Raw genomic sequence first — 13,988 nt, 5'->3', positions numbered from 1 at the left:
ATTAATGTTGTTTGCTCACCATTGGCACTCCAGTTAACTGTGAAGCTTCCATTGTTAATGCAACTAAATCTTCACGTTCAAGATTTTCTATATCGGTATTTCCTGCTTGTTGAGTTAATGATGTTACCTCTTGAGTCATTGCTTCAATATAATTTGCAACTTGTTGACCTTTTCTTATAGGATCCAATCTTCTTCTAAGCGCTCTTTGCTGTGTTGCAATTCCTTTCGGACAAATGCCTTCAGAACAGGATTGGCAGACTTTACATCCTATGGAAATCAATGCGGATGTAGCGATATATACTGCATCAGCACCTAAAGCTATTGCTTTTGCAACATCAGCACCGGACCTTATTCCTCCAGCAGCTACAAGACTAACTTCACTTCTTAAATTAATGTCTTTAAGAGCATCATCAGCTTTAACTATTGCTTCTATTGTAGGAATACCGGCATGTTCTGTAACCACTTCAGGTCCTGCACCGGTTCCTCCCTGCATACCATCAACTACAATTATGTCTGCACCGGCTTTTGCTGCAATTTTTACATCCTGCTCCACTCTACCGGATGCAAATTTCACGATAATCGGTATTTTCCAATCAGTGATTTCTCTTAATTGATTGATTTTCATACCCAAATCCTCAGGTCCGACAATATCCATATGTCTTGCTGGGCTTAATGCTGAAGTTCCTTCAGGAATATTTCTAACTTTAGCTACTTCTGCAGTCACCTTATGGGCAAGTAAATGTCCACCCATACCTGATTTTGCACCTTGGCCTATTTTTATCTCAACAGCTTCTGCATTATTCAGATAGCTGGCTGAGACTCCAAAACGGCCTGAAGCATACTGGGCAATTAGTTTATCGGCATGATGCCTTTCTTCAGGAAGCATTCCTCCTTCACCTGTATTGGTTATTGAGCCTACTTTGCTGCTTCCAATAGCTAATGCTATTTTTGCTTCTTTACTTAATGCACCAAAAGACATTGCCCCAATCATGATTGGAGTATCTATTTCAATTGGATTTTCAGCAAATCTGTCCCCAAGAACTACTGAGGTTTTACATGGTTCCCTGTATGAATCTATTGGAGGTCTTGACACTTGTGCAGGCAATATGCTTAAATCATCGAATGTTGGGATTTTTCTAGTCAATCCACAACCACGCACTTTATATGATCCTGTTTGGCTTTTACGTTTAATCTCAACCATTGTTGAATTTGACCAGACTCCTCTTCCTTCATCGACGAGAGGCCTTACATATATCGCATGTGTCGGACACATTTCTTCACAGATTTTGCATCCTACACAATTTTCCTGACGTATTGGCAATGGTTCGTCATTGATTACCTCATATACATTGTGAGGGCAATTTGAATAACAGCTATAACAGTTTTTACATGCTGATTTGTTTGGATTGTCACATAAATACCAGCAGCAGCCAGGCCTATCATTGTTCTGTCTACATATTTCTATCTTTCTTTCAACAGTGAATGACATTTATTCTGCCCCCTCTTTAATATCTTTCAAAGGTTTGAATACTGGACAAACAGAATATTTTGTTCCTCCAGATTTAACGACCTCATCAATGTCACTTGTCATCTTTGCATAAGGTTTCCAAGCCAGTTCATCTTTTTTATCAACAATTATTGCATCAGTTACAATGTCATTTGTTAATAAGTAGTCCAGTAATGTGGTAACGATGGAACCGTCTTGACCTTGGCTATGTTTTATTGATTTAACTGACAATACTTTTATAAAATCACCAATTGCTTTTGAATTGTCGTTTCTCAAATCTTCAGGTATGAATGTTCTTGGACAGACTGCAAAGCATGCATGGCAATCTTGAGGACATTCTCCTTTCATTATCGGTTTTGTATCATCAATGGTTATTAGATTATCCGGGCACACATATTCGCAAGCTCCACAGAGTACGCATGCTCCAACATCAATAACATTTGATTTTAAATCTGAGAATTTAGAGTCTGAAAGGTCTTCGATGATTGAATCATCTGATTTGTCCCTTTGGTATAGAACTGGTCTAGCCAGAAATTCTCTTTTTTCTATTTCATCCAGATTTTTACTTATTTTGCTTTCTGCAATTTTATTTAGTAATTTGAATTGTGAATCGGTAAGATCTTTAGCTTCAATGAATTTTTGCTCTATTGCTCCATTAACTATTTGTTCACCTTTTTCTGTTCTGATTATTAATGTTGACCAACCATCATCTGATCCTATAGAACCGATTGAGATATCGGATGTTTCTGATGTTAATTCAACACATATGTTACAGTTTTTTCTAATTATCCTTTTGGCTACTGATAGAGGTATTTTCACTGTTTCTTTGTTTTTCAACAATAAAAATACATACCCTTTATCTATCTGGAATTTTTCAATATCGTCCATTTTCAAATCATACTCTTTTAAGAGATTTACAAAGTATTTATATGAAAAATTCTCCATACAAAATAAGCCCAGTTTAACATCAATAGGGCTATCTGTATAATGTTGTAGTTTTGATGCAGCCATAATTTCACATGGTGTTCCAACCATTGCTATCCTATGTTCGCTCATTTTTTTAGCTCCTATTGTATATTAACGATTTTTTTAAAGTTTGCATAATCTGCATCAGTTAGTTCAAAACCATATTCTGTTAAAATTTCTTTTAACTCATTTTGATCTTCAAGTGTGGTTTTTTCCATAACCGCATTCTTTCCTAAGCTTTTAACATCTCCAAGAACATATATGCTTCCCCTCATAATTGATTCGCCAACATCGTCGGTTACATCACCGAGTATTATGAGTCTGCCACCCATCATGAGCAATCCGGTCATGAAACCGCTGTTTCCACCAATTATTACGGTTCCGCCTTTCATGATTTCTCCAGTTCTGGAACCCGTATTCCCTTTCACCAGTACTGTTCCACCATAGATTCCTTGTCCTGCACCATCACCTGCTGTACCTTCAATAATAAGTTCTCCTTTTGTCATATTATCTCCAGCAAACCAGCCTGCATTTCCGTTGATGTGAATTTTTGGTCCGTTAACCATTGTTCCAACAAAATAACCTGCAGAACCATTGATTTCTATATCAACATCCTCACTTAAACCAGCACAGATATTGTGTTTAGAGTCGGGATTGTTAATTATGAGTTTATCATGAGATTTCGCTTGTTCTTTTATGGTGCGGTTTAATTCTTTCTCCTCCATATCTTTTGCGTCAATGACATATTCTTTCATGGATAAACCCCCTTATCAGATGGTATAAGCTCTTGTTTCGCCCGGAGCTATTTGCTCTATTTGATCGGAATCTATTACATTATGCAATGCCATTTCTTCTGAAGCTATCGCAAAAATTTCATCGGTTTCCACCATTACACCAGGCCTTAGACCAAGTTTGTCCTTTGCAATACCAATCCCATTAGGTGTTCCGACCAATATTGAAAATGGGCCGTCCAAATCGATTACAGCTTGGTCTAAAGCTTCTTCCAATTTATAGCCTTGGTTAAGTTTATCGGCCATATAATGAACAATACATTCTGTATCATTAAATGATTCAAAAGTATGTCCTTTTCTTTCTAATGGGTCTCTTATTTTCCAGTAATTGGTGATTTGTCCATTGTGCACTACAGTTATATCCGGTATGATGTAACTTTGATATGGGTGTGCATGGTAGCGGTCTACACCACTTTCTGTTGCAAAACGGGTATGTCCTATTCCGTGTGTTCCCATCCTACTTTGAACATCGAATCGTTCTGCAATGTCTTTTACTTTTCCAGTGTCCTTTATCATTTCAAATGAATGTGAACCGTTGATAACCCTCACATTTGCAAGTTCGTCTATTTCTCTTATATATGGCTGTAAAAGAGAAAAATCATCCAATACTATTTTGCATTTATATACATCTGAGTCCCCTACAGACTCGATTAATTCCTCTTCGAATATTGGACTTATCTGATTTAATAATGATTTTAAATTGTCTAAAGCTCCTCTTCTTCTTTTGACTTCAATATTTAATTGATAATAATTTTCAGGAAAATTTAAACTCCCATAGATTGCATAACCTGCTGAATCCGGACCCCTATGTTGTAAAGATTCCAACATTGATGTTAATGCTTCGCCTACAGGATGAGCCTTTTTATCTTTGTATATTACACCTGCTATTCCACACATTTTATGCCTCCAAATAAAATAAACGTATACTAAGTTAATTTAAAACAAATTCCAATCAATTAATTGTTGATCTTATTTTAAATTCGGCACCTTTTGATTCATCATATGCCTATAAAATTACCATATGCCTTAAAATAATAATCCTAAAATTGATTTCAAATTTACAATATGCCTAATAACTAATACTATAAAATTACCATATGCCTTAAAATAATAATTTTAAAATTTTAAAAACAATAAATTTAGTTTACATTATCCAACGCTTTGCTTATTTTTTCAACCTCCCGAAAAAATCTTAATTTAATTGGCAGCCAATTTAAAAAATGAGTTTTAAAGTGACCACCAATAATACTCAAATAAATGAAAATAATCTACACGTTTAAGTATTCATCTCTTTCATAATCGAACACTTGCACTCTGTAAGCATCCCATTCAGCTCTTTTGATGTTATAGAACTGATTGAATACTTTCTCACCAAGAGCATTTTTGACTACGTCATCCTCTTCTAATGAGTGATATGCTTCCCATAAACTTGTTGGTAAATTATTAACTCCTCTTTGGGCAAGTTCGTCTTCAGAAAGTGCGAATAAGTTTTCTTCAGTTGGTTCGCCAGGGTCAATTTTATTGTCCATACCATCTAAACCTGCTTCAAGCAATACTGCGAATGCTAGGTATGGGTTACATGATGGGTCTGCTGATCTGCATTCGATTCTTGTACCTAATCCACGAGATGCAGGAATCCTTAACAGAGTTGATCTGTTTTTGAAACCGTAAGCTATGTAACATGGTGCTTCGTAACCTGGCACTAAACGTTTGTAAGAGTTGACGGTTGGTGATAATATTGCTGATAAAGCTGGCGCATGTTTCAATAATCCTCCAATGAAGTATAAAGCTTCTTGTGATATTTGATTTTCAGCATCTGGGTCATAGAAAATATTTTCCCCATTTTTAAATAGACTTTGATTACAATGCATACCACTACCGTTAATTCCTATGAATGGTTTTGGCATGAATGTTGCTTTAAATCCTAATTTATTAACTAATGCTTTAACAGCTTCTTTAAATGTTATAACAGCATCAGCAGTTTTTAAAGCATCTGCATATTTAAAGTCGACTTCATGTTGTCCTGCTGCTACTTCGTGGTGACTTACTTCTACATTGAAATCTAATTTTTCTAAACCTAATACGATTTCTCTTCTGATATCGGTACCTTGGTCTAGTGGTTCTACATCAAAGTATTCAGCTTCATCTGCAGGTATGTAATTTCCGTTTTCATCTTTTGTTATAATGAAGAATTCTGGTTCAGGACCCATATTGAATTGGTATCCTCTTTTTTCTGCTAATTGTAATGATTTTTTAAGCACACCTCTTGGGTCTCCATCATATGGTTTTCCTTCTGTGGTGAAAATATCACATATAAATCTACTAGTACCTTGTACTTCAGGTCTCCATGGAATTGTTGAGAAGGTGTCGATGTCTGGTTTTGCAAGTAAATCACTGTCATTGATTGAAGCCAATCCTGCTATGGATGATCCGTCAAATAATAATCCGTCATTTACTATGTCTTCAACATCATTGGCATTTTTTAGTGGTACTGCCATACTTTTTGGTAATCCATGTATATCTGCTAGTTCTAATTTCAAGAATTTTATATCATGTTCTTCTATTGTTTTAATTATTTGGTCTAATTTGTTATCTTTTGCTGACATTTTTTCACATCATTTCTTTGAGTATAATTTCCATTTTGTTGAATAACATGGAAATTGGAAAACCATTTTGACTAAATGAATTCTAATAGAATACTTAGTCGGAAGGAACCTTCCTTCCGATTAGATAATTTATCATTATTAATATATAAATATTTTGAATTAGACAAAAAAGAACAAACTAAAAATAAATATGATTTTTCTTGATTAGCCACCAATTTTAAACAATATCAATAAAAACAAGCATTAAATAGATTTAAAACTTAAATCTAGAAAAATTAACTTAAATAAAATAAAAAAAAGAATTTAACAACAAAATAAAAAGTTGAATAAAATATTTAAAGAAACAGTCAAGCAATAATTATTTGCCTAGTACCTGAAAGTTCTAGGAGTAGTTGACCTTGGAATATTTTCATGAAACTCTATAGACACATCCATGATTTCAACAGAAATGTCTCCCATACGTTCAAATGCTTTAATAACCCTAAACAAATAAATAAAATAATTAGAACGCTCTTTTTCATCAAAAGAATTCTCAGCCATTTGAGTTGCAATCAAATTAATAGCTTTAGATTGGAGAATATGAATTGAATCTTCCAATTCCATTAAATCTTCCATTAATTCCGTTTTTCCTTCAATGAACGCTTTCATGGATAAGTTTATCATCTTCTGAGCTGTTTTATACATATTCTTAAGTTTTTTCAAGACATTTTCATCTATTTCATAAATATCATTTATGACGAACTTGGCAATATGGCCGCAATAATCCCCAATTCTTTCTAAGTCATATGCAACTTCAGTGTAAAGCATTGATTTTGAAAATTCGGAACGCTGATTAATACTGACAATAGTTTCAACAGAAGTTCTAATCTTTTCAACCATGTTATTTGTGGCAAAATCCATTTCCAAAGCTTTATTAGCTTTTTTCTCATCAAATTCCAAAACAGCGTCAAATGAGGTTTCAAGCTGTGAATGAACATGCTTTGCCATGTTCAACAACATGTCATTTAACAATACATTACCTGTGGCTTCCTTTGAGCTGGTATAATCACCCAATGACTCGGCAATTTCTTCATAACGTTTTAAATCAATTACATAAGCCCTTTTAACAGTTCCGTCTTTAATTAAAGGCTGAAGTAATTGAGTAACATATCTGCGAGTTATCCCAAGCTTTTCAGCAATTTCATCTTGGGTGGAGGGGTTTTCATATAAAATAAAATCCAGGATTTCCGTTAATGTCTTATCTTTTTTGCTCATGATATCTTCTATTTCTTATATTCCTCTAGCAGATCATTAGATTCAAAATGAATTTTTTCTGAAGATTTGTTTATGCTTGAATTTGCTTTTTCATCTTCAACACGGTTTTTGAAATTAACCTTATGCTCTTTTTCAGCATCACGTCTTGGTTTAACTGGTTGCTGTTTGATTTTACGTGCTTTTTGTTTTGGTTGAGTTGGTCGAGCATCCTCAGATTTAGAAGAATAAACCATTCTTGCACCATTATTATTGATTTTATCATTATTAATCTCTTTTTTCATTGTTTTGAATTCGTTTTCTGAGTTTTTTGCAGAAAGTATGATTCTAACAATAACTATCAATAACAGAATAAATGCAATAACCGCAATCTGAAAATCAAAATGTGAAAAGACTCCATCATAAAGATTTGTGATATTATTATCAATATCCACAAAACCACGTGCTAAAAATACTAAACCGACAAATCCGATGATGATTCCATGAATTTTTTTTACATGTTCCGGCTTAAGGATTAAAGGATAAACACTCATAATCAATAAAGCAACACCTAAAATCTTATATAAATTATTATTGGCTAAATTTTGAATTGAAAAGTAGAATTCGGCAAAGCCATAATGTAAGAATCCTGCTTCGGCCAACAAAGCAAAGATTAAAAGCAATTGTATTAAAGCAATGACTACAAGAGGAAATACGTATGCAATATCCCATTCAAAATTTGTGTCAAAACTGGCATTCTCCATAGGTTTTTCTAATGCTTCCGAAAGCATATTATACAGAACAGATGAAATAACTGAACCTATGATTGTTCCTGCAACACCCATCACTGAAGTTAAAATAGCAACAAATGCTGAAATGAAACCCACTAATACAATCTTTTTATAATTCATCATTTTCACCTTTCAACACATACTCAAAATAATATTATGAATATTATTTATTTTCTACTAATTTAAACTTTAAGGTAATTGATTATAATAATTTACTCCCTCTTCAAAAAATGAAATTAAAAGAATATTAAATCCATAGAAAAATAGCTGAAAGCCTTAGGGGGGATTCGAACCCCCGACTTCCACCTTACCAAGGTGGCGCTCTACCACCTGAGCCACTAAGGCAATATCAGGAATAAAAAAATACTCAAAATCATAAAATAGTGCAAGGGAAGGGATTCGAACCCTCGAAGGCCTATGCCAAAGGATCTTAAGTCCTTCCCCTTTGGCCGCTCGGGCACCCTTGCATACAATAGTAATATTTGATTCAATAGTATTTAAATGTTACTCTTATTTGACATTTATTAGGCGAATATAAAAAACTACAATTTTATATTGATAAACAAACTATATAAATATTAAGATAATCAAAAATATTACATATAATATATTTTTTAAATTAAATTCAGATGGTGGATTAATTGAAAGTTGATATGGAAGAATGCGGAGTTTGTGAAGATTGTATTGATGTTTGTATGGAAGAAGCCATCCAAAGAAAGGCCTATACCATTATTATTGACAGTACCAAATGCGATAACTGTGGTGAATGCGTTGATGTTTGTCCTGTAGGCGCAATTTATGAAGATTAGGTTTTTAATATGAAAAAATTTACCATTATTGATTACATTATAATATTCTTAGTCATCTGTGCAGTGATTTTCGCATTTATACATATTACCGCTGACGACTCTTCAAAGATACAGAAAACTGCATTCGATGAGTCAACAATTAACAAAATCCCGGACACATATCTAAATTATTATAAAGACGGGAATATTGTAAAAACTACCGTTAACGGTTTCAATTCAAGCAATAATGAAGAAATAACTCTGAACGGCACTGTTAAATGGATTGGAAATAATGGTGGATCCGATGTGAAAATATTGATTGATTCCAACAATGCCACCTATTTGGCAGGATTATACAAAAACGTTCCAAATGCAGACATTTATATCAAAACCATTTCACTTGAAAGTGATGGCAGCAAATATGATAATTTAGTTGAATTTACTGCAAAGCCTGAAAAGATTACCTCATTAAATGATTTAGCTAAAAATTTATCCGATACTGATTTTGAAATTACAACCATAGTTTCTGTTGACTCAGTTGATTCAATCAAATTCCAAGAGTTAATGAATAAAATTAACTCCCAAGATAAAAGATTGGCAATACACTATTCAGGTACAGATTCATATGACCAGATAATAGTTGAAAAAGCCAATATGCAAAATATTAAAGATGCTAATGCCATTCTTGGAAATATTAACGGAGTTACTGGAGACATTACAATAAGAGTTTACAACTGCAGTGACAGCCAACTAGAAAATATAAAAAACAGTTATGACATTACAAATATTAGAAATTTTTAAGTTGTGTGCACTATGAGCATTATTTATTCAACAATAACTTCAATAATTAATAGAATTAGTGACGAATTTCACAACTCTTTCTTATTTACCACAATCTTTTCCATTTTGTCATTTATTGAAGATCAATGGGTAAACAGCTATTTTAAAAAATTATACCCTGGCGAAGATTTCATAAACTTTTTAAATAAAAATGTTATATTAAAAAACCACATATTCCATCCGTTAATCGTGCTTTTCTTATTTGCTGGTTTTTTAATGTTATCCTTAAACAAACCGTCAACAAGCTTAGTTATTACATTACTGATTGCATTTATTGCATTTTTTATAGGATCAACAATCCTTCCAAGATTCTTCTTTAACGATGACTTCAATATCATACAATTTGAAAGAAAAGACATATATTCAATCGGTTTTTGTTTGATTTTGGTTAGTATCGTATTTTTCGGAATATGCATTGCTTCAGTAGGAGGAATTCCTCTTTTAAAGCCATCAATAAGATATTTGCTTAAGCCCGCATTTACAATGCCTGTGTTTTTAATAATTCCCGGAACCTGCCTGGTTGCTGGCGCTTATCTAAAAGACTATCAGGATGAAAAGATTACTCGCTCCCAAGCAAGATTCAGATACATATTTCTGCTAGCCATGAATGTTGCAATATTATTGCTTCTAGGGTATAGGACACCACTGCTTGCAGCATTTCTAATCATAATTATAATAGGTTTCTATGGAAATATCGTTTCCCTATGGGAAGTGGTAGTGGGCGGATTAATTGGTGTAGGTGCAATCATAGGAATCGGGTATTTTAGGTCATTAGGAGAAATGACAATAACTTCTTCAACAAGCCCTTTCTACACACTGCAATCCAGAGCGGATTTCACGCTGCATGTTTTAAACCTGCTTGATTTTATTGGTGGAAACTTTGGAATAACCCACGGAAAATTACTGGCAAGTTCCATTCCCGGAAGTGACTTAGGACCTAGAATGATGGTGGGAAAACTTATTGCATGGAGAACCGAGGTTACAGTCACACCCACTTTAATCGGCCAGATGGTAGTTGATTTCGGTAAGGTTGGAGTGGCAGTTGAAATGTTACTTTTAGGATTCATACTTGGAATTGGATATAAAATAATGCAGAAAACAAAAGATTACTTCTATATTGCCATTTATAGTTTAATTTTGACATACACCATTTTAGGCATTGAAACCGGAATTTTAGATATTCAAGTGTTATTATACTTTGCAATAGCCATTTTCATCTATTTTTTAAATATAGTAAATTCCAAAAATTAGACATATATTTTTGACACGAGTATTACTGAATATATAAAATAATACTTATTAGTATTACTTTAATAACCTTTAAATACTTATATATATGTAAATATTAAATGTCAAGCAACATAACGAAGTTATTAACCACTAAACTTAATAAACTTCCCAACAAACTTGATATTACTAAAAATAAGAGATAATAATACTTTTGAGTAATACTTGGTTTATAAATGAAATCAAAAAAAGTATTACCCAATGTAAATGGAGGAATAAAATTGCACATACCTGACGGATTTATACCTATTTCACAATGTCTCATATATTATGTGATTTTAATTGTTGCATTATACTTCTCTGTGAAATGGGCAAGATCTAATTTAGATGAAAAACGTATACCTCTTTTAGCAGTGCTCGCAGCAGGTATCTTTGCAATCATGTCCATGAACATGCCAATCCCATTTGGTACCAGTGGACACATGGTTGGAGGAGCTCTCGTAGCTATAGTATTTTTAGCTCCAGAAGCTGCTGTTATAGTATTTACCGTTGTTTTGCTTATCCAAGCATTGATATTTGGTGACGGTGGAATAACTGCTTTAGGAGCAAATGTATTGAACATGGCAATCATTGGAGGATTTGTCGGATTATACACCTTTAAATTCTTACAAGGAACAATCGGAAAATACCCTGCAGCAGGTATCGCAGCATGGTTAGCAACTGTAATTGCGGCATTAGCCTGTGCTATCGAAATGGGTATTGCTGGAACCTTCCCATTCAATGTTGGTATCCCATCAATGGTTTTATACCACTTCTTTATTGGAATAATCGAAGCAGTACTAACCGTAATTGTCCTTGCAGCATTAGACAAATTCAGACCAGATTTACTAGCATGGAACAATGGAGATGCATAATATGGATAAAAAGGATACATACTTAATTGTTGTTGCAGTGGTCATTTGTATTATAATTTGCTGTCTTTCACCATATATTGCATCTGGTGACCCTGACGGTCTTGAAAAGTCCGCTGAAGATTCCGGACTTGCTGAAGATTTCTCAATTGAAGAAATCAAAGGCATCCCTGATGCCATCTTCCCAGATTATGCATTTGCAAATGATCCCGAAAACCAAGCACTACAAATCGTAGCACTGGTGATTGGTGCAATTCTAACCCTAGGAGTAGGGTATGCAGTTGCAGAAATTGTTAGAAGTAGAAATTAATTTATTTAATTTCTATTTTTCTTATTTTTTTAAAAGTAATTGAAATTTTATAAAATCAGCATAACAAAATAATAATATAATACTAATTTTTAATATTAGAATAGTGAATAAAAATGGTAGACATAACACAAATAATCAGATTTGATGATTTGGCATCAATGGACAGTCCCATACATAACCTAGAAGGGCGAATCAAATTAATATCAACCGTATTTATAATTCTTGTTTGTGTTATTTCAAAAGAACTGTTTATACCGATAATGCTTGAAATAATGCTATTAATCATTTTAAAGATAGCTAAATTATCATATGTTGATTCTTTTAAAAGATTATTAATGTTATTGCCTTTTGGTGGAGCAGTAATCATATTCCAACCATTCATACAACCCGGAAATATACTCTGGAACTATTCCTGGCTAACAGTTACAGATGTAGGTTTGAATTGGGGAATCTTATTATTTACCCGTATGGTTGTCTGTTTAACTGCAATTATCATATACTCATCAACAACACCCCTTCAGGAAATGGCAAGTTCTTTTAGAAAATTAAAGATGCCAAGAGATTTAGCAATGATTTTATCAATTATGGTCAGATTTTTATTTTTATTCGTAGATGAGCTTGCAGCGATTAGAAAATCACAAAAATCAAGGAACTTCACCATCCACGGAAATAATACACCCTACAAATGGAGAGTGAAGCAAGTCGGTTATACAATAGGCATGATGTTTTTAAAAGCATATGAACAGGGAGAGCGAGTTCACAAAAGTATGGTGAGCCGTGGATTTTCAGATGCATCTGAAATGTTTAATGAGAAAAAATCTCCTGAAAAAAGCGATTATATTTACTTATTTACAATCATAATCTTTGTTATTGTGCTGGAAATAATATTATTTAAATATTCTGGACAATTGGGTTACTTTGGTCAAAACTTAGCAATAAATTAGGTGGCGAAAATGGAACAAATACATTTAGAGACAAAAAACTTATCTTTCACATATCCCGATGGAACTGAAGCTTTGAAAAATGTAAATCTTCAAATTAAAAAAGGAGAGAAAATAGCTATCATGGGACCTAACGGTGCAGGTAAATCAACACTGTTTTCTCATTTCAATGGTTTAACAGAACCTACATCAGGCCATGTTGAAATTGATGGTGAAAAAATCATTTTTGAGCGTGACGAATTACTTAAAGTAAGACAAAAAGTGGGAATAGTGTTCCAAGACCCAAATGACCAATTATTTGCCCCTACCGTTAAGGAAGATGTCGCCTTCGGACCTATGAATTTAGGTCTTGATTATGATGAAGTTGAAAAAAGAATTGAAGAATCCTTAGAAATGGTCGGAATGTCCGGTTTTGAAGAAAAAACTCCTCATCATCTAAGTGGAGGCCAGCAAAAAAGAGTGGCAATTGCAGGAATTATTGCAATGCGGCCTGAAATAATGATACTTGATGAACCGACTGCGGGTCTCGACCCCGAAGGTGTTGATAAAGTATTGGCCATTCTAAATAAACTGAATGAAGAAGGAATAAGCATTGTAATTTCATCACATGACATTGAAATGGTTAATCAGTTTGCAGATAAAATTTTCGTTTTATACAATGGTGAAATAATAGCTGAAGGAGATAAGCATCAGATATTCTCCGATAAGGAACTGTTAAAGAAAGCTCATTTAAAAGCACCAGTTACAACAGAAATATTGTATAAATTAAAAGAAAATGGATTGGATGTTGATACTGAAAAAATCAGCATTGATGAAACTGTCGAAGAAATATTAAAAGTAAAAAAAGTTTAATTTGTTGAGTTTTTCTTTTTAAGTTTTTCCTTGAGTTTTGTTATGAATTCGAATTCCTGATCTAATTCTGGAGAGTTGGCAAAACCGCAGTTCGGACAGTGATAACTATTGCAGTTATGTTTTCCGCAACTAGAGCATCCTCGGTTTTCCAATGCATTTTCATCAAATTCAAACCCACACATTCTGCATTTCATAATATAACACCGTTAATAAAATCAGTCTAAAAAA

15 protein-coding genes and 2 tRNA genes are annotated in these 13,988 nt (G+C 33.5%); 7 read left to right on the top strand and 10 right to left on the bottom strand.

All coding sequences use genetic code 11. From position 1 onward, the window contains the following. Position 1: 1 nt before the first annotated feature. The 9 genes from TL18_RS02070 to TL18_RS02030 form a co-directional block, all read right to left on the bottom strand. Entirely contained in the window at positions 2–1,489 is a 1,488-nt protein-coding gene (locus TL18_RS02070; protein WP_067040635.1) for a glutamate synthase-related protein, read from the bottom strand. Next, positions 1,490–2,563, bottom strand: a complete 1,074-nt coding sequence (locus TL18_RS02065) for a Coenzyme F420 hydrogenase/dehydrogenase, beta subunit C-terminal domain (RefSeq protein ID WP_067040628.1) — start codon at positions 2,561–2,563, stop codon at positions 1,490–1,492. 11 nt (positions 2,564–2,574) lie between these two features. Next, a complete protein-coding gene (locus TL18_RS02060; RefSeq protein WP_067040625.1) occupies positions 2,575–3,228 on the bottom strand; it encodes a tributyrin esterase in 654 nt (217 codons plus the stop codon). A 15-nt stretch (positions 3,229–3,243) separates the two neighbouring features. Next, positions 3,244–4,161, bottom strand: a complete 918-nt coding sequence (locus tag TL18_RS02055; protein WP_067040622.1) for a glutamine amidotransferase — start codon at positions 4,159–4,161, stop codon at positions 3,244–3,246. Positions 4,162–4,532: 371 nt separating this feature from the next. Beyond that, positions 4,533–5,870 (bottom strand): type I glutamate--ammonia ligase, encoded by a 1,338-nt coding sequence (gene glnA / locus TL18_RS02050; RefSeq protein ID WP_067040619.1) that lies wholly within the window; start codon positions 5,868–5,870, stop codon positions 4,533–4,535. Between the two features lie 366 nt (positions 5,871–6,236). After that, entirely contained in the window at positions 6,237–7,124 is an 888-nt protein-coding gene (locus TL18_RS02045; protein WP_067040607.1) for a phosphate uptake regulator PhoU, read from the bottom strand. Between the two features lie 8 nt (positions 7,125–7,132). Beyond that, complete coding sequence (locus TL18_RS02040) at positions 7,133–8,011, bottom strand: EI24 domain-containing protein (protein ID WP_067040596.1); 879 nt, start codon at positions 8,009–8,011, stop codon at positions 7,133–7,135. A gap of 152 nt (positions 8,012–8,163) precedes the next feature. Beyond that, positions 8,164–8,236 (bottom strand) — tRNA-Thr (locus tag TL18_RS02035). A 39-nt stretch (positions 8,237–8,275) separates the two neighbouring features. Then, positions 8,276–8,358 (bottom strand) — tRNA-Leu (locus TL18_RS02030). A gap of 174 nt (positions 8,359–8,532) precedes the next feature. Here TL18_RS02030 and TL18_RS02025 point away from each other — a divergent pair. From TL18_RS02025 to TL18_RS01995, 7 genes are all read left to right on the top strand, one after another. Continuing rightward, positions 8,533–8,700 carry a 4Fe-4S binding protein gene (locus tag TL18_RS02025; RefSeq protein WP_067040594.1) on the top strand — a complete coding sequence of 56 codons (168 nt, stop codon included), beginning with the start codon at positions 8,533–8,535 and terminating at the stop codon, positions 8,698–8,700. 9 nt (positions 8,701–8,709) lie between these two features. Next, positions 8,710–9,480, top strand: coding sequence for an adhesin (locus tag TL18_RS02020; RefSeq protein WP_067040592.1), 771 nt, complete (start codon positions 8,710–8,712; stop codon positions 9,478–9,480). 12 nt (positions 9,481–9,492) lie between these two features. Continuing rightward, on the top strand, positions 9,493–10,770 hold the full coding sequence (locus tag TL18_RS02015) for an oligosaccharide repeat unit polymerase family protein (RefSeq protein ID WP_067040590.1): 1,278 nt from the start codon (positions 9,493–9,495) through the stop codon (positions 10,768–10,770). A gap of 257 nt (positions 10,771–11,027) precedes the next feature. Then, complete coding sequence (cbiM, locus tag TL18_RS02010) at positions 11,028–11,660, top strand: cobalt transporter CbiM (protein WP_067045337.1); 633 nt, start codon at positions 11,028–11,030, stop codon at positions 11,658–11,660. Further along, positions 11,647–11,967: a PDGLE domain-containing protein gene (locus TL18_RS02005; protein WP_231483635.1), complete on the top strand. Its 321-nt coding sequence runs from the start codon at positions 11,647–11,649 to the stop codon at positions 11,965–11,967. Before cbiM ends, TL18_RS02005 begins: the two co-directional genes overlap by 14 nt. 113 nt (positions 11,968–12,080) lie before the next feature. Further along, on the top strand, positions 12,081–12,911 hold the full coding sequence (cbiQ, locus tag TL18_RS02000) for a cobalt ECF transporter T component CbiQ (protein ID WP_067040584.1): 831 nt from the start codon (positions 12,081–12,083) through the stop codon (positions 12,909–12,911). A 9-nt stretch (positions 12,912–12,920) separates the two neighbouring features. After that, entirely contained in the window at positions 12,921–13,760 is an 840-nt protein-coding gene (locus TL18_RS01995) for an ATP-binding cassette domain-containing protein (protein WP_067040582.1), read from the top strand. Here the strand turns inward: TL18_RS01995 and TL18_RS01990 are convergent. Then, positions 13,757–13,954, bottom strand: a complete 198-nt coding sequence (locus TL18_RS01990; RefSeq protein WP_067040580.1) for a hypothetical protein — start codon at positions 13,952–13,954, stop codon at positions 13,757–13,759. The two genes, TL18_RS01995 and TL18_RS01990, sit on opposite strands and share 4 nt — an antisense overlap. Positions 13,955–13,988: the final 34 nt, after the last annotated feature.

Origin of the sequence: Methanobrevibacter sp. YE315 (assembly GCF_001548675.1) — an archaeon.
Classification (GTDB): Archaea; Methanobacteriota; Methanobacteria; order Methanobacteriales; family Methanobacteriaceae; genus Methanocatella.
The sequence above is the reverse complement of the archived record's forward strand: the minus strand, read 5'-3'. Positions and strand labels throughout refer to the sequence as shown.